The sequence below is a fragment of the Mycolicibacterium xanthum genome, assembly GCF_019710635.1.
GTDB classification, from domain to species: domain Bacteria; phylum Actinomycetota; class Actinomycetes; order Mycobacteriales; family Mycobacteriaceae; genus Mycobacterium; species Mycobacterium xanthum.
In genome coordinates, this window is sequence record NZ_JAIFZS010000053.1 from 14,680 (window position 1) to 35,601 (window position 20,922).

General features: G+C 70.2%; 19 protein-coding genes and 1 pseudogene. 7 read left to right on the plus strand and 13 right to left on the minus strand.

What is annotated here, in order from left to right; translation table 11 throughout:
* Position 1: 1 nt before the first annotated feature.
* Positions 2 to 853 (minus strand): adenylate/guanylate cyclase domain-containing protein, encoded by an 852-nt coding sequence (locus JDV09_RS19705; protein WP_221370872.1) that lies wholly within the window; start codon positions 851 to 853, stop codon positions 2 to 4.
* 170 nt (positions 854 to 1,023) lie between these two features.
* Here JDV09_RS19705 and JDV09_RS19710 point away from each other — a divergent pair, with 170 nt between their 5' ends.
* Together JDV09_RS19710 and JDV09_RS19715 are read left to right on the plus strand one after the other, a co-directional pair.
* Positions 1,024 to 1,896, plus strand: a complete 873-nt coding sequence (locus tag JDV09_RS19710; protein ID WP_304620459.1) for an oxygenase MpaB family protein — start codon at positions 1,024 to 1,026, stop codon at positions 1,894 to 1,896.
* Positions 1,897 to 1,900: 4 nt separating this feature from the next.
* Complete coding sequence (locus JDV09_RS19715; RefSeq protein WP_221370828.1) at positions 1,901 to 3,145, plus strand: acyl-CoA dehydrogenase family protein; 1,245 nt, start codon at positions 1,901 to 1,903, stop codon at positions 3,143 to 3,145.
* 55 nt (positions 3,146 to 3,200) lie between these two features.
* On the opposite strand, the gene JDV09_RS26965 is transcribed toward JDV09_RS19715, so the two are convergent.
* The 8 genes and pseudogenes from JDV09_RS26965 to infC all read right to left on the minus strand — a co-directional run bounded on the left by JDV09_RS26965 (position 3,201) and on the right by infC (position 9,592).
* A complete protein-coding gene (locus JDV09_RS26965) occupies positions 3,201 to 4,679 on the minus strand; it encodes an RNA polymerase sigma factor (protein ID WP_255605673.1) in 1,479 nt (492 codons plus the stop codon).
* A gap of 181 nt (positions 4,680 to 4,860) precedes the next feature.
* A complete protein-coding gene (locus tag JDV09_RS19725) occupies positions 4,861 to 5,235 on the minus strand; it encodes a hypothetical protein (RefSeq protein WP_255605674.1) in 375 nt (124 codons plus the stop codon).
* A gap of 264 nt (positions 5,236 to 5,499) precedes the next feature.
* Positions 5,500 to 5,763: a hypothetical protein gene (locus JDV09_RS19730; protein WP_221370829.1), complete on the minus strand. Its 264-nt coding sequence runs from the start codon at positions 5,761 to 5,763 to the stop codon at positions 5,500 to 5,502.
* A 144-nt stretch (positions 5,764 to 5,907) separates the two neighbouring features.
* Positions 5,908 to 7,444: pseudogene (locus JDV09_RS27535) on the minus strand (GMC family oxidoreductase).
* 118 nt (positions 7,445 to 7,562) lie between these two features.
* Entirely contained in the window at positions 7,563 to 8,318 is a 756-nt protein-coding gene (locus JDV09_RS19740) for a TrmH family RNA methyltransferase (protein WP_221370830.1), read from the minus strand.
* Between the two features lie 23 nt (positions 8,319 to 8,341).
* On the minus strand, positions 8,342 to 8,731 hold the full coding sequence (rplT, locus tag JDV09_RS19745) for a 50S ribosomal protein L20 (protein ID WP_221370831.1): 390 nt from the start codon (positions 8,729 to 8,731) through the stop codon (positions 8,342 to 8,344).
* Positions 8,732 to 8,779: 48 nt separating this feature from the next.
* Entirely contained in the window at positions 8,780 to 8,974 is a 195-nt protein-coding gene (rpmI, locus tag JDV09_RS19750) for a 50S ribosomal protein L35 (protein ID WP_221370832.1), read from the minus strand.
* 6 nt (positions 8,975 to 8,980) lie between these two features.
* On the minus strand, positions 8,981 to 9,592 hold the full coding sequence (gene infC, locus JDV09_RS19755) for a translation initiation factor IF-3 (protein ID WP_221370873.1): 612 nt from the start codon (positions 9,590 to 9,592) through the stop codon (positions 8,981 to 8,983).
* A gap of 231 nt (positions 9,593 to 9,823) precedes the next feature.
* On the opposite strand from infC, the gene JDV09_RS19760 reads away from it, so the two are divergent.
* The 4 genes from JDV09_RS19760 to JDV09_RS19775 all read left to right on the plus strand — a co-directional run bounded on the left by JDV09_RS19760 (position 9,824) and on the right by JDV09_RS19775 (position 15,239).
* Positions 9,824 to 10,174 carry a DUF1844 domain-containing protein gene (locus JDV09_RS19760; protein ID WP_221370833.1) on the plus strand — a complete coding sequence of 117 codons (351 nt, stop codon included), beginning with the start codon at positions 9,824 to 9,826 and terminating at the stop codon, positions 10,172 to 10,174.
* 38 nt (positions 10,175 to 10,212) lie between these two features.
* Positions 10,213 to 13,515 carry a bifunctional lysylphosphatidylglycerol synthetase/lysine--tRNA ligase LysX gene (lysX, locus tag JDV09_RS19765; RefSeq protein ID WP_221370834.1) on the plus strand — a complete coding sequence of 1,101 codons (3,303 nt, stop codon included), beginning with the start codon at positions 10,213 to 10,215 and terminating at the stop codon, positions 13,513 to 13,515.
* Between the two features lie 63 nt (positions 13,516 to 13,578).
* Positions 13,579 to 14,943, plus strand: a complete 1,365-nt coding sequence (locus JDV09_RS19770; protein ID WP_221370835.1) for an alpha/beta hydrolase — start codon at positions 13,579 to 13,581, stop codon at positions 14,941 to 14,943.
* Positions 14,944 to 14,966: 23 nt separating this feature from the next.
* Positions 14,967 to 15,239 carry a PspA/IM30 family protein gene (locus JDV09_RS19775; RefSeq protein WP_221370836.1) on the plus strand — a complete coding sequence of 91 codons (273 nt, stop codon included), beginning with the start codon at positions 14,967 to 14,969 and terminating at the stop codon, positions 15,237 to 15,239.
* On the opposite strand, the gene JDV09_RS19780 is transcribed toward JDV09_RS19775, so the two are convergent.
* Both JDV09_RS19780 and JDV09_RS19785 read right to left on the minus strand, forming a co-directional pair.
* Positions 15,233 to 16,315: a hypothetical protein gene (locus JDV09_RS19780; protein ID WP_221370837.1), complete on the minus strand. Its 1,083-nt coding sequence runs from the start codon at positions 16,313 to 16,315 to the stop codon at positions 15,233 to 15,235. The genes JDV09_RS19775 and JDV09_RS19780 overlap by 7 nt on opposite strands.
* Positions 16,312 to 17,622, minus strand: coding sequence for a hypothetical protein (locus tag JDV09_RS19785; protein ID WP_221370838.1), 1,311 nt, complete (start codon positions 17,620 to 17,622; stop codon positions 16,312 to 16,314). Before JDV09_RS19785 ends, JDV09_RS19780 begins: the two co-directional genes overlap by 4 nt.
* Positions 17,623 to 17,701: 79 nt before the next feature.
* Between JDV09_RS19785 and JDV09_RS19790 the strand changes: the two genes are divergently transcribed.
* Positions 17,702 to 18,031 carry a hypothetical protein gene (locus JDV09_RS19790; protein ID WP_221370839.1) on the plus strand — a complete coding sequence of 110 codons (330 nt, stop codon included), beginning with the start codon at positions 17,702 to 17,704 and terminating at the stop codon, positions 18,029 to 18,031.
* 3 nt (positions 18,032 to 18,034) lie between these two features.
* On the opposite strand, the gene JDV09_RS19795 is transcribed toward JDV09_RS19790, so the two are convergent.
* Positions 18,035 to 19,261 (minus strand): CHAT domain-containing protein, encoded by a 1,227-nt coding sequence (locus JDV09_RS19795; protein WP_221370840.1) that lies wholly within the window; start codon positions 19,259 to 19,261, stop codon positions 18,035 to 18,037.
* Entirely contained in the window at positions 19,243 to 20,868 is a 1,626-nt protein-coding gene (locus tag JDV09_RS19800; protein WP_221370841.1) for a hypothetical protein, read from the minus strand. The genes JDV09_RS19795 and JDV09_RS19800 overlap by 19 nt, the downstream gene beginning before the upstream one ends.
* Positions 20,869 to 20,922 lie beyond the last annotated feature (54 nt).

The window sequence follows — 20,922 nt, forward strand, 5'->3', positions numbered from 1 at the left end:
ACTATGCGCCGGCCGCGGTGCCGTCCTCGTCCTCGTCGCCTTGCACCTGCCTGCGAGTTTTGAGCCGGTACATGACGAAGTCGGCGGGCACCCCGTCGTGTTTCGGGGGGAACACCGGTCTGCGCAGCTTGCGCGCGGTGACGCCGAGTGCCTCCAACTCCTCCGGGTCGATGCGATCCAGGGTGGCCTGCGAGACGACCAGCCCGCCGCGGGTGGCGCGTTCCATCACGCGTGCGGCCAGGTTCACGTCGATGCCCAGCCAGTCCGACCCCAGCCGCTGCGGCCGGCCGGTGTGGATGCCCACCCGCATCCGTGGCGTATAACCCGACACCTCAACGGTTCTGAGCGCCTCGCGGGCGGTGATCGCCGAGCGGACGGCGGTCGCGGGGTCGGCGAAGACCGCCATCAGCCCGTCGCCCATCCGCTTGACGATGTGCCCGCCGGATTCCAGCAGCGGGGGTTCGACGACCTGGGCCACGCGCCGCAGCAGGCGCAACGCATCGTCGTCGCCGGCCTCCAACGACCAGGCCGAGAAACCGACCAGGTCGGTGAACACCAGCGTCACCTCGGCGTTGGCCGGCCGCCCCGACACCCGCTCGGTCAGCGCCTGCCACACCTGCAACGCGCCCAGGCTGATCTCGCGCGAGGCCCAGTCGCGCTCGAGGATGCGGTCGGCCGCCCTGGCCGCGGCGCTCGGGCCGCCGACCCCGGCGACCGAGAGCGGGTCGCCGAACTCCGGGTCCCCGGGCAGCACCCGGCGGGCACGGCGCAGCATCGAGATGAGGCCTGGATTCTGGTTGACGTCGCGCCACCAGCCGATCGGACCGGACGAGTGGCCGCCGGCGGGTTCCATCGACGGGTGGTCGTCCACGCCGCCAGCCTAATCGAGCACCGAAATCACGGTAAACCACCAGCTCACATGCGTATGGCGGCGGGATGGAGGCTGCGTGACACCACTCCGGACGCACGCCGGAATCGTGGACAACGACTGTTGTCAGCGCCTATCGTGAGGCGATGCGATCAATGGCGATGGCAGATTCCAGCGATCCTTCCGCAGCACCGGATGGCGGCGGGTTCCCCCTGGGCCCCGATTCGCTGACGTGGAAGTACTTCGGCGACGTCCGCACCGGGATCCGCGGCTACCACACGACGATCAAGGGCACCGACGCCGAGGGCAGGCGCTACCACGCGCTCGACCCGGAGACCTTCTACTGGGCACACGCCACCTTCTTCATGCTGATCCTCAAGACCGCGGAGTATTTCTGCGGCGGGCTGACGGAGGCCGAGAAGCGCCGGCTGTTCGACGAGCATGTGCAGTGGTACCGGATGTACGGGATGAGCATGCGCCCGGTCCCCGAGTCCTGGGAGGCCTTCTGCGAGTACTGGGACGACAAGTGCCGCGACGAACTCGAGATCAACCGCGCGACGCTGGACATCTTCACGATCCGCATTCCGAAACCGTGGTTCGTGCTGATGCCCACCCCGCTGTGGGACCAGATGTTCAGACCGCTGGTGGGCGCCCAACGCTGGTTCGCCGCAGGCGTTTTCGACCCCGTCGTGCGCGAGCGCGCCGGGATGCGCTGGACCCCGGGCGACGAGATCCTGCTGCGGTTGTTCGGCAAGCTCGTGGAGCTGGCGTTCGTCGCCGTGCCCGACGAGATCAGGCTGCACCCGCGCGCGCTGGCCGCCTACCGGCGTGCCGAGGGCAGGCTGCCCGCAGATGCCCCGCTGGTCGAAGCGCCGTCGTTCACGGCGCCACCGCGGGACCGCCGCGACCAGCCGATGCACTACCTGCCACCACACAAGACATTGCTCGACCGGGTCGGCTCGCTGGTGCACTCGACGTTCTCGTTGGCGGGGGTGCGTCCCGCCCGCGGACGCGGTAAGGCAGCCTGAACACATGCTCGAATGGTCTGACGTCGATCTCGCCGTGCGCGATGCGGTCCGCGAGTTCGTCGACAAGGAGGTCCGGCCGCACGTCGATGCGCTGGAAAGCGGCGAGATGGAGCCCTATCCCATCATCCGTAAGCTGTTCGCCACGTTCGGCATCGCCGAGATGGCCCGCGACTCGCTGGACAAGCGGCTGGCCCGGCTGCGCGACGGCGGTGGGCCGGCCACCGACGGCTCCGGCTCGGGCGGCATGTTCGGCGGATCGCCGGGCATGGGCTTCGTGGTGATCAGCGAACTGTGCCGGGTATCGATGGGCGTGGTCACCGGGATGGGCGTCAGCCTCGGGCTCACCGTGCCCACGATCATGAGCCGCGGCAGCCTTGCCCAGCAGGAGCGCTGGCTGCCCGATCTGGTCACCTATGACAAGGTCGGCGCCTGGGCGATCACCGAACCGGACTCGGGATCAGACGCTTTCGGCGGCATGAAGTCCTACGTGGTTCGCGACGGCTCCGGCGGCTACCTGCTCAACGGCCAGAAGACCTTCATCACCAACGGCCCGGATGCCGACGTGGTGGTGGTCTACGCAAAACTCAACGACGACGCCGCCGCCTCGGCCGACCCGCGGGACCGCAAGGTCCTGACCTTCGTGCTGGATCGCGGCATGGAGGGCTTCATCCAGTCGAAACCCTTCCGCAAGATGGGTATTCACTCGTCGCGTACCGGTGAGCTGTTCTTCAACAACGTCCGGCTCGGCCCGGACCGGCTGCTGGGCGAGACCGAGGACAACGCCGCGGGTGACGGGCGGGCCAGCGCCCGGTCCAACTTCTCCGCCGAACGCATCGGTGTCGCCGCGATGGCGCTCGGTGTCATCGAGGAATGCCTGCGGCTGAGCGTCGGCTACGCCAAGTCACGGACCCTGTGGGGCAAGGAGATCGGGCAGTTCCAGCTGATCCAGCTCAAGCTCGCCTCGATGGAGTTGGCCCGGATGAACGTGCGCAACATGCTGTTCCGGGTCATCGAGGCGGCCCAGCAGGGCAGCCCGATCTCGCTGGCCGAGGCGTCGGCGATCAAGTGGTACTGCTCGCAGGCCGCGACCGACGTGGCGATGGATGCGGTGCAGCTGTTCGGCGGCAACGGCTACATGACCGAGTACCGGGTCGAGCAGCTCGCCCGCGACGCCAAGTCGCTGATGATCTACGCGGGCAGCAACGAAGTGCAGATCACCCATGTGGCCAGGGGGCTGCTCGGCGACTAGTTTCGTCTGGTCGCCGGAAGCGGTCCGCCCGTTCGTGAAATCCGCGTGCGCATCCTCACCCTCTGCTCCCGGACCCGCTGCTGCCGGAACTCCTGCTGCCCGAGTCGCCACCGCCGGAACTGCCGCCCGAATTGCTGCCGCCGGAGGTCCTGCTGCCGGTGTTCGGCTGGGTCCTGCTCGACGTACGCGCCGCGGTCGTGGTGGGTGTGCGCTCGGCTGTGGTCTCCGGCGGTGGTTCGGAGGTACGGACCGACGGGGGCTCCGTGGCCGGCGGCGGAATCGACGGCTGGAGCGGCGGTGGAACAGGCGGAGCGACCGTCATCGTCGCGGCCGGGGTCGGCTCGACGACCGGTGGCGGCGGGGGCGGAGCTGGCGTGGTGACCGGGTCGGGGGATCGGACGGCGCCGGGCGTCGTCGTCTCCGCGACAGTGGTCGGGGTGTCGGTCGAACTGCTCGGGTAGTACCCGGACTTGGGCACTCCGCTCGGGCCGGCCGGCACGGTGTCACCCACCTCGGTCGGAAAGATCGACACCCCGTGGTGTTGGGACCAGACGAGCGTGAGCCCGACGGACGCGATCAGCGCGGCGAAGAACAACGCGGCCACCACGATCACGCTCCTGCGGCGCCCGCCACCGGTCGGGCCCGGCGGGGCATCGTTGCCGGCCCCCGACGCGCCCCCGGCGTGTTCCGCAACAGTCACCACGTCGATCGGAGGGGCGACGGCCTCGAGACGGACGTCGCTGAGGGTGCGTTCGCGCAGCCATGACGGCGCCGGAATGAACACCGGCGCACCCGCGAGCAGCCCGGCGGGACTGACGAGTCGTTGCCGGTGCTCATCGCAGGTCGGGCACGATTCGATGTGCCGGGCGACGCGCTTGCGCATCAGAACGCTGAAGCGCCCATCCCAGTCGTCGAGGATCCCGGCCAGCGCGGGGCATTCATCAGGCTTGTTGAACACCCGCCGGGACACCAGCAGAGCGCCGAGCGACAGCTCGAACGTCTTCCGCAGGCGCGAAAGCATCTTGTTGGCGTTGGCCGGGGTCACGCCCAGCGCATCGGCGAGCTCGGGTCCGTCCAGTCCGTGGCGGTAGGTCAATTCGAGGACCGAGCGGTCGCGATCGGAGAGCCCGCCCGAGGCCTCGGCGATCAGATCGGTGAGTTCGCTGCGTGCGGCCAGGGCGTCCGGACCAGGATCTTCAGACAGTGTTTCAGGCATTTCAGCGGAAGGGGTTTCGCGGCGGCGTTCCCGGAGGCGGCGCAATGCTTCGTTGCGGGCGATCGCGTACAGCCACGGGCGGAGTTTGTCGGGTTCGCGAAGTTGCGAGAGCCGGGTGACTGCGATGCAGAACGCGTCCTGCACGCAGTCGGCAGCGCCGTCGCGGTCGCGGAGCATCCCCACGCAGAAGTCGAACAGCCGATCGGCGTAGCGGTCGTAGATTGCGGCGAAGGCCGATCGGTCGCCGGCCGCGGCCGCACCCGCCAGTTCCGCGTCGGACCGGCCTGACGTGTCCCCGTGATCGGGTAGTGCGGTCATGATCGAACTTCCATGACATGTCTAGTGTTCAGCACTCACGCCGATTTGCCTAGGCCCATCGCGCAGGCTGTGGCGGTGAGTGCCGCCCCGCGGATCTCGGCGATGGCCGGGCGTCGATTGCCCGCATCCAGCACAGCACCGCAGGGCGGCCTCGCGACACGTCGCGGCAGCACAACTTCCATCAGCACGGGCGCGGAATGAACAGGGCCCAGCACACATTCGGGGGCTGCCAGGGGTACGGGGGTGGGGGATTCTCGCCATCCCAGACCGTGGGTGAAACATTGCCCTGCCCGTGGTTGACGTAGTGATAGGTATGGCAGATGTTCCAATCCCAATTGGGTCTGGCGTCCGCGGGGGTGTCGAATCCGGCGCCGAATCCCAGGGGATCGTCTCCCGGGCACCACTGATAGGGGCCGCCGGCATTTGCGATGCCCGCGCCCAGACCCACGCTGGCCAGGCCCAGAGCCCCCGCGACGAGCCCTGTCATCGCCAACCGCTTGACCTGGTTCACAGCTGTTTGCCGGGCCGACTGCGGTCCCGATGGTGTTGTGTTCATGATGTGCTCCTTCGGTGTGGTCGTCGCGGCGCGCGATCGGCCGCGCTCATGGGTAGGAGTCGTCGTCCCCGGCATCTCGGACACTTTTCGCCCCGAGATTTCTCGCGCTTTCAGACACCGGGAACCGACGTCGAAAGTCGGCGTGGCACTCGTCGATGCTCACGCGCGCAACGGGACTGGCAGCCATCACTGACCGCCAGTCCCATGTCCAGACTGGTTCGCTGACCTCGACGCGCGTCAGTTCGAGCGACGTGCGGCCGGGTGTCACCGCCTTGGCGACGGAACGCTGTCGGGGCCGCCGTACTCGGGCTTGTTGTTGATCGGCAGGTGGTCGGACGGATACCCGGGCGGATCCGGCTGCGGGTTGAAGCCCACGCAGTCGGCGCATATGGGTGCAGCCGGCAGGTAGTCGACGGGCAGAGCGTGAGAGATTCCGGCCCCGACGAACAGCACTGCCGGGGCGGCCGCGGCGGCGACGGCGACGCGGACGGTGGTGGTGATGAGACGTTTAGCGCGGGTGGTGCTCATGATGTGCTCCTTGTTCGGTGATCACAACCCCGATGGCTGCGTTCATCAGGTAGGAGCATCCGGCGGGGGTAGTTCGGACGCTTTCTGGCCGAACCCATCCACCACTCCGGTAACGTCTTTCGCGCGAAGCCGACGGGCTCAATCTCACCGATCTTCGCGGATGAACTCCGCGGCCCGGGCCGCCATCGCCATCACGGGACCGTTCAGGTTGCCCGCCATCATGATCGGCATCGCCGAGCAGTCCACGACACGCAGCGCGTCCACCCCCCTGACCCGCAGCCGGCTGTCGACCACGTCGTCGTCGGCGGGACCCATCGCGCAGCTGCCGATGGCGTGGTATCCGGTGTATCCGCCGTCGAGTGCCGAGTCGAGCAGTTCATCGTCACTCCGGGCACCGGGACCGGGGAACGTCTCGTGATCGATCCGGTCGGCGATCGGCGACTGCGCGAACAACTCCCGCGTGCGGCGCATCACGTTCGCCGTCGTGGTCCGGTCGTGCTCGCTGGCCGGATAATTGGGCTCCAGCAGCGGCGGTGCACCCGGGTTCGCCGATGTCATCGCCACCGAACCTTCCGAGGTCGGACGCAGCGCGAAGCCCAGACACGACAGCCCGGGCGCCCGCTCGATCGAGACGGGTTCGCCCTCCTGGTAAGCCGGGATGGTGAAGGGCCCCAGCAACAACTGCCCGTCGACCCGGTCGGCGGACGGCGTGGATTTGACGAACGCCAGCACGTCGAAGGTGGGGGTGGCCAGTGAGCCCCTCCGGGCCGCCAGGTAGCGCGCCGCCGTCCTCGCCTGCCCCCAGCCGGTAGCGAGCTGCCGGTTGTACCCGAGATCGGCGTTGAGCCGGAACTTCATTGCGAAGCAACGGTTTTCGCGCATCCGCCTGCCGACGTGCTCGCGATGGAGCAGAACCGGCACACCCGCGCGCTGCAGCACCTCCCGGTCGGCGCGGACCTGTGCGGTCGCTCCCCCCGCGCGTCGCGAGCTCGACCCCTACCGGGCGATCGTTCTCGACGATCACCCGCGTCACCGTGGTGCCGGTGCGGACCTCCAGGTTGGGCCGCCTGCGGGCCGGTTTGAGGAACGCGTCCGCGGCACTCACCCGTCTACCCCGCCGGATGGTGGCCGGCGTGAAACCGATACGCGGGTCGTCGGTCTCGTTGACATCGGTGACCTCGCGCAGCCCGATCCGGGTGCCGGAAGTGACGATCTACCCGCAGAGGCGGTCCTGCTCGGCGGCCACCGAGACGTGCAGTGGGCCTCCGGTGCCGCGCGTCGGGGTCGGCCCGAACTCGTGGTCCTCGAACGCGGTGTAGATCGGCAGGATGTCGTCCCAGCCCCACCCGTGGTTGCCGAGCCGTTCCAACTCGTCGTAGTCGGCACGGTTGCCGCGGTTGTACACCATCCCGTTGATCGAGCTGGAGCCCCCGATCACCTTCCCGCGGGTCCAGAATTCGGGGCGTTGCTTGGGTCCGAATGGTGTCGTGGCATACCGCCACACGTACTTTTCGTTCTCCATCAGCAGCCCGGAGCCCTTGGGCACGTGGAACATCGGATGGCGGTCCGGGCCACCGGCCTCGACGAGCAGCACCGATACGCCGGGATCGGCGGAGAGCCGGTTGGCCGGCACGCACCCGGCCGATCCGGCACCGGCGATGACGTAGTCGTAGGAAGGCACCGAACCCCCGATCCCGTCGAACAACGGACGTTACAGAGTCCGCCAGATTTGTATCGACGCAGAATGCACGCGCGCCGCGCCGATCGCGGGCTGAAGCCCTCCGGGGCAGGGGCCCCCGTCAGCGGTGGTCGCGGCGAGCAAGCGCGCGGGCGCTCTGATACAGACAGATCGCGGCGGCCGCGGCGATGTTGAGGCTCTCGGCACCACCGGCCATCGGGATCCGCACACCGGCGGATGCCAGTGCGACGACCTCCGGTGGAAGGCCGTGTGCCTCGGGGCCGAACAGCCACGCCGTCGGTCCGGCCAGCTCCGCGTCCTCGAGGCTGAGCTCGCCGTCGAGCACCGTGGCCAGCACCTGCAGCCCGGCATCACGCACCCTGCCGACGACCGACACGGCATCGGGGTCGCTGACCACCGGGATCGAGAAGATGCTGCCCGCCGATGCGCGCAGACACTTGCCGTTGTAGGGATCGACGCTCGTTCCGGCGAGCACCACCGCGTCGGCCCCCATCGCGTCGGCGACCCGGATGATCGTGCCGGCGTTCCCCGGTTCGGCGATGCCCACCGGCACGGCCAGCAGCGTCGGCTGCGCGGCCAGCACATCGTCGAGCCCCGTCTCGGGTACCGCACACACCGCCACCAGACCCACCGGCGAGACGGTGTCGGACAGCGCCTTGGCCGCGCGCTCGGTGACCAGGTGTACGGGTGCGCCGGCCAGCAGCCCGGCGAACCGGTCGGCGGCGGATTCGGTGGCGAAGACCTCGGAAACGAGTCCGCGCCGCAACGCTGCCTCGACGAGATTGGGGCCCTCGGCGAGGAAGCGTGCGGCGCGGCGGCGCCCGACGTGGCGGTGTAGTTTGACCGCCGCCGCCACCCGGGCAGAGCGCTCGGTGAGCGTCAGGCAGCCTCGCCCGACGGAGCGTTCACGTCGTCGGGCAGGGCGCCCTTGGCGACCTCCACCAGCGCGGTGAAGGCGGCCGGGTCGCTGATCGCGATCTCGGCGAGGTTCTTGCGATCGACGTCGACGCCCGCGGCCTTGAGGCCCTGGATCAGCCGGTTGTAGGTGATGTCGTTGGCCCGGGCCGCCGCATTGATCCGCGAGATCCACAACTTGCGGAACTCGCCCTTGCGGGCGCGCCGGTCCCGGTAGGCGTAGGTCAACGAATGCAGCTGCTGTTCCTTGGCCTTGCGGTACAGCCGGGACCGCTGGCCCCGGTAGCCCTTGGATGCCTTCAGTACGGTGCGCCGTTTCTTCTGCGCGTTGACCGCGCGCTTCACGCGTGCCATGAGTGTCTTCCTATCTTGGTCAGGTCAGTTCGAGTTGAGTGCCGGCGCCTAGCCGTTGAGCATCTTCGCGACGCGCTTGGTGTCGTTCGCGGCCACCGCGGTGCGCCCGTCGAGGCGGCGGGTGCGCGAGGTCGGCTTGTGCTCGAGCAGGTGGCGACGGTTCGCCTTCTGACGCACGATCTTGCCGGTTCCGGTGCGGCGGAACCGCTTCGAAGCGCCGCTGTGGGTCTTCGCCTTGGGCATGTTTCCTCAGTTCTGTGGTGAATCGGTCTGTGCTTCGTCAGCCTGCGCGGTTCCGCGCGGAGCCGACGGGGTGTCTGCATCGTGCGCCGCCTTGGCGCGAGTCTTCGCGCCGCGGTGCGGGGCCAGCACCATCGTCATGTTGCGACCGTCCTGCTTGGCGGACGTCTCGACGAAGCCGTACTCGGCGACGTCGGCGCCCAGGCGTTGCAGGAGTCGGTAACCCAGTTCGGGCCGCGACTGCTCGCGCCCGCGGAACATGATGGTCACCTTGACCTTCGACCCCGCTTCGAGGAAGCGGACCACGTGGCCCTTCTTGGTCTCGTAGTCGTGGTCGTCGATCTTGGGTCGCAGCTTCTGTTCCTTGACGACGGTCTGCTGCTGGTTCTTGCGAGACTCGCGCGCTTTCTGGGCCGTCTCGTACTTGTACTTGCCGTAGTCCATGATCTTGCAGACCGGAGGCCTGGCGTTGGGGGCGACTTCGACGAGATCGAGATCGGCGTCCGCGGCGACGCGGAGGGCATCTTCGATGCGCACGATGCCTACCTGTTCACCGCCCGGTCCGATCAGGCGGACTTCAGGTACGCGGATGCGCTCGTTGACGCGGGTCTCAGTGCTGATGGGGCCTCCTATGTTGTCCTGAGGAGCCCCTCCGCCGCCGGCGCCTCCGTTCCGCCAAGAACAGAAAAGCCCTGCTCACAGCAGGGCCCATCGCCGACCAGGACAGACATCGGTGATGTCTGTGACCGGACCGCTGTACCTTCGACTCGATCGTCGGTCAGCGGTGGGAGTGGGACTCCACTTGCTGTCCCGGGCGTTGCCGGGACGGTCGCGCATGCCAGTCTAGCAGGCATGACCGATGTTCCTAACACCGCCGAACCCAACGTGCGCGAGTTGGCCGAGGTTCCCGCCGTCGAGGTCATCACCCGGGCCGCGGTCATGATGATGAGCGCGGCGGCCGAGAAACTCGGGCTGTCGTCCGAGGATCCCGACGACAGCCCGCACCGCGATCTCGACGAGGCCCGGCGGCTGATCACCGCGCTGGCCGGCCTGGTGACGGCATCCGCGGAGTACCTGGGCCCGCACGCCGGGCCGGTGCGCGACGGGCTCAAGACCCTGCAGCTGGCATTCCGCGAGGCCAGCGCGGTGCCCGACGACCCGGGGCACGGTCCGGGCGAGAAATACACCGGCCCGGTCTGGTAGCGCCACTTTCCCCCACCGAGCGAATATTCTCCCGGCGTATGACCGCTACGCGCCCGGTGCGGGCACGCCCGACGTCCCCGTACCGGTGGGTGCCCGCGGCCGCCGGGTGGACCGTCGGCATCATCGCGACGCTGTCGCTGGTGGCCAGTATCTCGCCGCTGATCCGGTGGGCCATCAGGGTCCCGCGCGAGTTCGTCAACGACTACATCTTCAACTTCCCCGACACCAGCTTCGCGTGGGCGTTCGTGCTCGCCCTGCTGGCCGCCGCGCTGGCCGCCCGCAAGCGCATCGCCTGGTGGATCCTGTTCGGGTACATGGTCGCCGGCGTCGGGTGGAACATCGGTGACCTGCTCACCGGCGGCGAATCCTGGGTCGAGGAGATCGGCGAGGTCATCGGGCTTGGGTTCCACCTGGCCGCGATCGTGTTCCTGCTGCTGGCCCGCAAGGAGTTCTGGGCCAAGGTGCGCCGGGGCGCGCTGTTCAAGGCGGCCGCGGTGCTGGTGGCCGGGTTGGCGGTCGGCACGCTGATCGGCTGGGGTCTGGTCGAGCTGTTCCCGGGCACGCTGGCCCGGGAGGACCGGTTCTGGTACGCGCTGAACCGGGTCGGTGCGTTCGCCGGCGCCGACGCCGACGCGTTCAGCGGCTATCCGCACGTGCTGGTCAACGCCGCACTCGGCCTGTTCGGTGCGCTCGCCCTGATGGTCACGGCGGTGGTGTTGTTCCAGTCCCAGCGCGCCGAGAACGCGCTGACCGGCGAGGACGAGTCCGCGATCCGGGGCCTGCTCGAGCTGTACGGCAAGAACGACTCGCTGGGCTACTTCGCCACCCGTCGCGACAAGGCGGTGGTGTTCGCCGGTGACGGCCGCGCGGCCGTCACCTACCGGGTCGAAGTGGGTGTGTGCCTGGCCAGCGGCGACCCGATCGGCGACCAGAAGGCCTGGCCCCAGGCGATCGATGCGTGGCTCGAGCTGTGCCAGACCTACGGATGGGCCCCCGGGGTGATGGGCGCGAGCTCGACCGGCGCGCAGGCGTTCCGCGAGGCCGGGCTCAACGCACTGCAACTCGGCGACGAGGCGATCCTGTACACCGACGACTTCCGGCTCTCGGGTCCGGACATGCGCGCCGTGCGCCAGGCGGTGACCCGCGCGCGGCGCGCCGGGGTGGGAGTGCGGATGCGCAGGCACCGCGATCTGTCCGCCGAGGAGATGGCACGGGTGGTCGAGCGGGCCGACCGGTGGCGCGACACCGAGGACGAACGCGGGTTCTCGATGGCGCTGGGCCGGCTCGGCGATCCCGCCGACGGGGACTGCCTGCTCGTCGAGGCGGTACAGGACGAGCGGGTGGTGGCGATGCTCTCGCTGGTCCCGTGGGGCACCAACGGGGTGTCGCTGGACCTGATGCGGCGCTCCCCGCAGTCGCCCAACGGCACCATCGAGCTGATGGTCAGCGAGCTGTGCCTGCGGTCCGAGGACATCGGCGTGACCCGCATCTCGCTGAACTTCGCGATGTTCCGCTCGGCGTTCGAACAGGGATCCCAGCTCGGCGCCGGGCCGGTCGCCCGGCTGTGGCGCTGGATCCTGGTGTTCTTCTCGCGGTGGTGGCAGCTGGAGACGTTGTACCGCTCGAACATGAAATACCAGCCGCAGTGGGTGCCGCGTTACGCGTGCTACGAGGACGCCAGGCTGGTGCCGCGTGTCGGTGTCGCCTCGGTGATCGCCGAAGGCTTTCTGGTGCTGCCGTTTTCCCGGCGCCACGACCAGCCGCACACCGGGCATCACATCGCGGCGCCGGGACCGCTGGTCGCGACGGGCGTGCTGCACAGCGACGGGACCGCACCCGACATCGACCGGCTGGTCGACGATCTGCCCGCAGACGGAGCGCGCCGGTTGCCCGAGCAGGTCCGGGTGCGGATGGCCAAACTCGCGGCGCTGCAACGGCGGGGTGTCGATGCCTACCCGGTCGGCAGCCCGCCGAGCCACACCGTCGCCCAGGCCCTCGCCGCCGACGAGGGCACGCCGGTCACGGTCGCCGGCCGGGTGCTGCGGATGCGCGACTACGGCGGTGTGCTGTTCGCCCAGCTGCGCGACTGGTCCGGGGAAACCCAACTGCTGCTGGACAATTCGCATCTGACCGAGGCCACCACCGCCGAGTTCACCGGCAGCATCGACCTCGGGGACCTGATCGAGGTGACCGGCGCCATGGGCCACGGCCGGTCGGGCGCGTGGTCGGTGCTGGTGTCCCGATGGCGATTGATCGGCAAGTGTCTGCGGCCGCTGCCCGACAAATGGAAGGGCCTGACCGACCAGGAGGCCCGGGTCCGGGCGCGCTATGTCGACCTCGCGATCAACGCCGAGGCCCGTGACCTGATCAAGGCCCGCAGCGGGGTCCTGCACGCGATCCGGGAGACCCTCGTCGGCAAGGGCTTCCTGGAGGTCGAGACGCCGATCCTGCAGCAGATCCACGGAGGTGCCAACGCCCGACCGTTCCTGACCCACATCAACGCCTACGATCTCGACCTGTACCTGCGTATCGCGCCGGAGCTGTACCTCAAGCGGCTCTGTGTCGGCGGGGTGGAACGGGTTTTCGAGCTGGGCCGCGCATTTCGCAACGAGGGCGTGGACTTCAGCCACAATCCGGAGTTCACCCTGCTGGAGGCCTATCAGGCACATGCCGACTACAACGTGTGGATCGACGGCTGCCGCGAGCTGATCCAGAACGCCGCCGAGGCGGCCAACGGCTCCCAGGTCTTCATGCGGCCGGGCCCCGACAACGCTCTCGAGCCGGTCGACATCTCCGGCGACTGGACGGTCAAGACCGTGCACGGCGCGGTGTCCGAGGCCCTCGGTGAACAGATCGGCCCCGGCACCGACCTGGCGACGCTGCGGCGGTTGTGCGACGCCGCCAAGATCCCCTACCTGACGCACTGGGACGCCGGCGCGGTGGTGCTGGAACTCTACGAGCGTCTCGTCGAGGAACGCACCGAAGAGCCGACTTTCTACAAGGATTTCCCCACCTCGGTGTCCCCGCTGGCCCGGCCGCACCGCAGCATCCCGGGCATCGCCGAGCGCTGGGATCTGGTCGCCTGGGGGGTGGAGCTGGGCACCGCCTACAGCGAGCTGACCGATCCCGTCGAGCAGCGGCGCCGGCTGCAGGAGCAGTCGCTGCTGGCTGCCGGCGGGGATCCGGAGGCCATGGAGCTCGACGAGGATTTCCTGCAGGCGATGGAGTATGCGATGCCGCCGACCGGTGGGCTCGGCATGGGGGTGGACCGGGTGGTGATGCTCATCACCGGGCGCAGCATCCGCGAGACGTTGCCGTTCCCGCTGGCCAAGCCGCGCTGAGCCCGCACCCGCTCGACAGCCACACCACAGCAGGCTCCAAGGAACGGCGCCCAGTCTGGTTCTGTGACACTGCCGTTTGTCCTGCACGACCCCCTGCTTCTGACACACGGATGGCTGCCCGTCCTGGTCCAGGTCCTCGCCGCCGTAGCGTTGGTCACCGCGATCGGCTGGCGCAACCGGCGCTGGCGCACCGTGTGGCTGCCGTGGTCGGCACTCGTCGGCGCCGCGCTGGCCGCAGCGACCTACGGCTACATCCGGTCGGCCGACCTGGCCGACGACACCAACCCCGCACCCCACACCCTGTGGCTGTGGATCGCACTGTCCGGGATGGCCGTCGGGGTGTTGGTGTCCGGCTGGGCATCCGCTCCATGGTGGCGCAGGTGCGCGTCGGTGCTGGCGGTTCCACTGTCGGTGCTGGCCGCCGCCCTGGGGCTGAACCTGTGGACCGGCTACTTCCCCACCGCCGCATCGGTCTGGACCCAGGTCACTGCGGGGCCGCTGCCCGATCAGACCGATCAGGTCACCATCGCCGCCATGCAGAAGCGCCACGTGCTGCCGCCCCGCGGCAGCGTGATCGCGGTCGACATCCCGGACACCGCTTCGGGTTTCGCCCACCGCCGGGAATACGTCTACCTGCCGCCCGCCTGGTATGAGAGCGGCCCACCGCCGGCGCTGCCGACGGTGATGATGATCGGCGGAGACATCAACACCCCGGCGGACTGGATGCGCGCCGGCGGGGCGATCAACACGATCGACAGGTTCGCCGCCGCCCATCACGGCTACGCGCCGGTGCTGGTGTTCGTCGATCCCGGTGGCACGTTCAACAACGACACCGAGTGCGTCAACGGCAGCCGGGGCAACTCCGCCAACCATCTCACCGAGGATGTCGTGCCGTTCATCGAGTCCCGGTACGGGGTCAGCGCGAACGCGGCGAACTGGGGCGTGGTCGGCTGGTCGATGGGCGGCACCTGCGCGCTGGACCTGGCCGTCATGCACCCCGACATGTTCAGCGCCTTCGAAGACATCGCCGGCGATCTCGTTCCGAACGCCGGGAACCGCCGGCAGACCATCGACCGTCTCTTCGGCGGCAACGCCGTGGCCTACGCGTCGTTCGACCCCACCCAGGTGATCGCCCGGCACGGGCCCTACCGCGACACCGCGGGGTGGTTCGACGTCAACTTCACCACAAGCTCGGCACCCCCCAACGAGCAGACCGTCGCCGCGCGCACGCTGTGTGCGCAGGGCCGGCCCGCCGGCATCGATTGCGCGGTCGTCGCACAGCCGGGCAACCACGACTGGCCGTTCGCGTCGCAGGCCTTCACCGCGGCGCTGCCGTGGCTGGCCGGCGCGCTGGACACCCCGGATGTCCCGCACGTGGGGCTGCCGGTCGGCGTCACGCCGGTGGCCGCCGTTACGGCCGCAGGGTAGGCCGTCGGCGGTACCGTGATCTCATGCCGGACGAACCCAGCCCCGAACCTGACGTCACCCCGGCGCCGGTCGACAGCGGATACAGCGCCAGCGGAGTGCCGACGTTCGACTCGGTGCGGGAGAAGATCGAGACCCGCTACGGCACCGCGATGGGCGCCACCGAGCTCGCGGCGGACACCCCCGAGGGCCGATCGGTCGAGGAGGCCTACGAGGCCCGCCAGAAGGCGGCGGCCGAACGGCTCGAGCAGATCCGCCGCTCGATGCACGGTGTAGACGGCGACGAGCAGGCTCAATAGTCCGATTCGGCGGCGAGCACCTCGGCCAGGAACGCGTCGGCGCCAGGCGTGCGCAGCCGGGACCGCGCGAACTCCCTGGCCCGCTCCCGGTGCTCGCGCGACTCCCGTACCGGCACCCCGATCATCACGTCGGTGTCACGCCAATCATGGTTCCAGGCAATGGTTTCGGTGACCGGTTCGTGCGCCTCGAACAGCGCGACCGTCGCCCTCCCGGTCTCGTCGAGCACACCGGCGCCGCCGATCGCGCCGGAGGCCAGCCGTACCCCGACGCCGGCCGGTGAGGCGCCGCCGGACAGGTCGGCGTGCACGCGCGCGATCACCTCGGCGCCGACCGCATCGATGTGCCAGTCGACGGTGTCCTCCGCGGAGTCGAAGATCCCGGGTGGCACGGCCGCCCAGCGTACCGATCCGGTGCCGGCGGCGATCGCGGTAGCGGGCCCACCCTGGCCGTCGGATCCGGCCGCCAGCGCGTAGTCGTCGCGGCGTGCCACCACCGGTGGGCGATCGGGTGGTGGCACGCCGGTGTCCTCGGCCAGCGCGGTACACGCGCGGGCCAGCTCCGCGATCCGCGGATCGCCCAGCCGGCTCAGCCCGGCGAGCAGGTCCGCGTGTGGACGCAGCAGCCCGGAGATGTCGGAGTCCAGGGTGTCGTCGGTGAAGTACTCCTGCGCCCCGGCCGTGAGCAGCGCGAGCTCGGCGTCGAGCAGCGCGGCGTCGAGATCGGCGATACCGTCGCGCCGACTGGCCGGCCACCAGCGGCGCAGCCAGTGGCCGATGGCGAGGTGCCGCAATCGGTTCAGCGCGGCGGTGTCGAGGGTGACACCGGGAACCTCGAGTTCGCCTTCGGGCGCGCGGGCGGTCAGCGCGGTCACGATCGCGTCGTGCCCGTTCTCGCCCGCGAGGCGCCACAACCAGTCCGCCCGCTCGGCGGCGGTGAAGGCGATGTGCGCCGATCCCGACCCGTCGTCGACCGTCCACGACAGCACCGCGCCGGCAACCTCGAGAACCGCCGTGAGCGGCGCCGGCTCGGGGACCTCCCCGGTGCTCCACAGACCCGACTCGGCCACCAGTCTCATCGCGGGCCCCCGTCGCCGAGCATCGCCTTGATCCGCTGCCGGTGATCGAGGCTGACCGAACGCGCTACACCGTCGAGCAGGCTCAACACGTCGTCGACATCGGTGCACGGCTCCTGCCACACATCGCGACCGTGCAGCCGGGCCCAGAGCCGGCTCAGATACGGCCTGCGGAACACGGCGAGTTCGTCGACGACCTGCCGCTGGCGCGGATGCAGAGCGGCGCCGTCGGCCAGGTGGCGCCGCGCATGCAGCACATAGGCCTCCTTACGCAGCCGGGCCTGGATCCTGGCCGACAGATCGTGGCGGGCCGGTGCCGATTCGTCCAGCGGGGCCAGGTCGAGCGCGACCTCGACGCCGGCGACCAACGTCGCCTGCTTGTCCTCGGCCAGCAGACCCCACGGCGCGCAGGCGCGGTCGACCTCTTCGGCGCACAGCAGCGCCACGGTGGGCAGCTCGTCGCGGGCCATCGCCCGGCGCAGGGTCGCGCGGACCCGGTCGACCACACTGCGGTCCAGCGGACGCTCGCCGTCGGCACCGGTGATCTCCGGGGGGCGCTGCCGGTCAGCCCCGCTCAGGCCCAGATCGGCGATCGACCACGGCAGCTCCGCCCCGTCGGTGTGTGCCTGGGCACCGAGGTTGTACGGCGTGGGATCGGCGACCAGCGCCGACCACACCCGCCCGCGTGCCGCCCTGGCGTTGTGACCGTCCGCACGGCCCAGAACGGTTGTCAGCCCGGCCAGGAACGGCCCGGTGATCTCGCCGCCGCTGCGCACGTCGCGCCAGGAGCGGTCACGCTGGGCGGCCAACCCGGCGACGACGCCGGCGTCGTCGATGTAGTCGTTGAGCGTTTCGGTCGCCGTACGGTCACGATCGGAGTGCAGCTCCGCGAGCACCCGGGCGGCGGTCTCGCGGGCATGCCGGCCCGGCGCGCCATGGAGCACGGCCAGCTCGAAACAGACCGGGAAATACAGTTCCTGGGCGTTCCCGGTGGTGATGCGCTGTCGGCGGCGTTCGCGTTTGAGCAACTCGAACCATCCGGCGGTGGCCCGCAGCGGACCGCTCTGCCCGACGATGACGTCGTGGATCTGCACCGCGACGTCGGCGGTCACCAACGGCGCCGAGAACCGCGCGTTGACCCGTAGCCGCAGCACCAGCGGATCGACGATGCGCTTGACCGTACGGCTGAGCGGGCCGCCGTCGGCGGCGCTGAGCACCTCGACACCGGGACCGATGGCGCGCCAGGCCCGTTCGATCACCGCGCGGCGTGGCTGCCGCACCGCCACCGCCGACTCCGGGCCCGCCCTCATCGCAACAGAATAGAAGTCGGGTTCGGTAGCCCGATAGAAGTTGGGTTCGGTAGCCCGCCCGCTCGCCGAGCCTCGAAGTATGTCCAGCGTGCTCCCCCTGGTGTTCGTCAGCTTCCTGATCGCCGGATCGGCGGCGGTCCTGCTCGCCCCGACCCGCGCCGTGGTGCGCTCGCGCGGCGTGGTCGTCGCCGTCCGGCTAACCGGTGCCGCCCGCGCGGACTGTCGCGAGGTGGAACTCGACGTCATGGTGAGCAGGCCCGAAGGGGGGCAATTCGCCGCGCGCGAGACCACGCTGATCCCGGAGAACTCACTGGGGTGGTTCACCCCCGGCAGGGTCATCGACATGTTCTATCGGCCCGACGACGAATCCTCGGTGGCGGTGCGGATCCCGCCCCGGCGGCGTGGCTGACCGTCATCGGGCACCGTCCACCGCGAAGGTCACCAGTGCGGCCCAATACAGCGGGCTGGCCGTGACGTCGCCGTCGCCCCAGCGCGCCAGCTGACAACGCTGCCACACGTTGATCGCCCGGCCGGGCTCGTCGGCATCGTGCGCGGCGTCCACCGCGAGCACCACATCGGCCATCGGATCGGCCAGGTCCCCTGCCGCGCTGCAGAAGCGGTGGTACCCGGCGGTGGTGGGCAGCGACCACAGCGTCGCGGTGACGAGCACCGCACCGCCCAGGACGAAGGCCGCGACCAGCCCGGTCGCCTCGTCGAATCGGTAGTCCCCACCCGAGGAACAGGCCAGCAACGCCACCCGTGGCGGCAGCGCCAGCCCGGAGGCCATCAGGTCGGCCGCGGTCAGCGGGTCGTCCTCGGCCAGATGCACGGCGGCGCGGTCGGCATGGCCGACGTCACCGTCGGCAGCTGTGGCGTGCCCGACGAACAGCAGCCGACCGGGTTGGCGGCCGAGCTGTGCGGCCAGCCACCCGCGGTCGGCCGTCGCCCGGCGGAACAGCTCCACCGCCGACCCCACCTCGGGCAGCACCTCCCGGTGCCGCATCACCGCCGCGAAATGCCGGACCAGCCGGCTCTCGGCGTCCGGCCTGCCCAGCACCGAGCCCAGCGCGGAGTCGGGACGCTGCCCGGGTACCCGCGGGTCGAGGATCAGCAGCGGCGGGCGGTCGGACCGGTCCTGCCAGCGAGCCGGGCGACGGTCCGCGTTGGCGATGCTGGGCGGCGCCGCGAGCAGGACATCGATCAGCTCGACCAGTCGCCGGCCGTCGCCATCCGGCGGGGTGAGGACCGACCATGGCACCTGCGCCAGCCGTGCGGCGGGTGCGACGAACAGTGCCGCGCCGGGCGTGCCGGCGTACTCGGCGATCAACCGCCAGGCGTTCGGCGAGATCAGCTGCTCGCCGAGCACGCCGGCGAGCTCGCGCTCGGCTGCCGGTGTCGCGAGCGAGCCGGCGGTCAACGCACGTTCGACCGCGTCGCCCGGGGTTTCGCCGGGGCGGGGGTCGGGCAGCGCGCCGGTCAGCAGATCGCGCACCGTGTCGAGGGCGGGCTCCTCGATCGCCCAGGTGACCGTCGCCTGGGGGCACCCGACCACCCTCAGGCCGGCATAGACCGCCGCGCCGACGTCGGCGTAGCGCATCATCAGGGTCGGGCCCGGGCCGGTCACGGCCACGTCGACCATTCGGCGTCGTCGGCGGTGACCCGCCTGCCGTACCGCCGATGGGCCAGCTCGCGGTAGCCGACCAGCACCGGCTCGCCGGCCGGGTCCATCCGCAGCGGCGGCAGCGCACCCAGCGTGCTCAGCGGGCCATCGGGCACCGGCCCGTTACCGGAGGCCACCAGCGCGTACTCGTCGGCGTCCTCGACCGGCACCGCCGCCGTGGCGGTATCGGCCCAGTCGGCCCCCTGCGGGGCTTCGGGCATGCTGAAAGTACCTCGCGCGCAGTGATATTCGATCAGCTCGCTGAGCAGCTCGGTGTTCCCCCAGTCGGCGGCGACCGCGAAAGCCCCGGCGAGGATGCGCGCCGACACGCAGGTGGCCCACCGCATCCGCGCATCGGCGTCGGCGATCGCGTGCCGCACGGAATCGACGGCCAGTGCCGCGGGAACCTTGAGCTCGGCCGCCTGCGCGAACTTCTCCCCGGCATGATCGGGGTCGGCCAGCGCCTCGGCGCGCAGGATCGACCCGAGGTGGTCGTCGAGCCTGGCGTACTGCAGCCAGCTGTGCCTGGGCCAGCTGTCGAGTAGCTCGCGGGCCGCGTGGACCCGTGCGGTCGCCGCGGCGAAATCGCCGCGCAGGATGTCGACCCAGCTGCGCTGCAACAGGATCCGGTGGATGTGCAGCGGCCGCCCGAGCTCGCGCCAGTGCCGCTCGGCGTGGCCGAGTCGTTCGTCGGCGTCGTCGAGCGCCCCCACCGAGATACTGATCAGGCCGAAGTACAACCAGCAGCGGGACACGTCGTGCGCACGGGCGTGCTCGGCGATCGCCGGATAGCACTCGTGGACCAGATCCTGGGCCAGCCGCCGGTCCCCCGCGGCCCATGCCGCGGTGGCCCGCTCCAACTGCGTACGCGCCGTGGCCAACTGCCAGCCGCGGGCCTGCGCGCGGGCGCCGGCACGACGCAGATGCGGGTCGGCCTCGGTCAACCGGCCGGTCTCGACGCAGAACCTGCCGTAGCCGGTGCCGGCCAGCACGCGCAGGTTGTCGTCGAGCTCACTGCCGTCGGCCGGCGCATCGAGATCCTCGAAGACCCTCTCCCACAGCGGCAGCGACTGCACATGCAGGTCGTCGTCGCACAGCGCGACGGCGCACAGAATGTTCGCGTACGTGACCAGATAGGCGTGCTCGGCGGCCAACGCGCCGCCGCCGGTGTCCCCGGCCAGTGATCGAAGTGCGGCCCCGGCGCGCTCGTGCTCGCCGTGCGCAGCGGCCAGTCCGCTCTGCAGGAACAGCGCGCGTCGCCGGTAGCGGCAGAGTACTGCGTCGATCTCGTCATCGGTCATCGTGACGTCCCCGGCCGCCCCGACGCGCAGCCCGGCCCGGATGTCGCGGTAGGCCTGCAAGGAGGCCTCGATCCGGCCGAGACATTCGGTGACTCCGTCGTAGGCGGTTCTGACCAGATAGATCTCGCCGAGCTGGGCGTAGACCTCCAGCATCAGATCCTCACGCCCCGCCTCTTCGATAGGGGGCATCAGCGACAGCAGTACGTCCTTGGCCGACCCCTCGTCCGCGGCCAGCGCGAGCTGACGGGCCCGGTCCAGGTCCTGCTCGATCGCGCGGATCGTCACTGCTGAATCATAGGAAGCGGCGGGCGTGTTGGATACGCCCGCCGCTCCGGACGC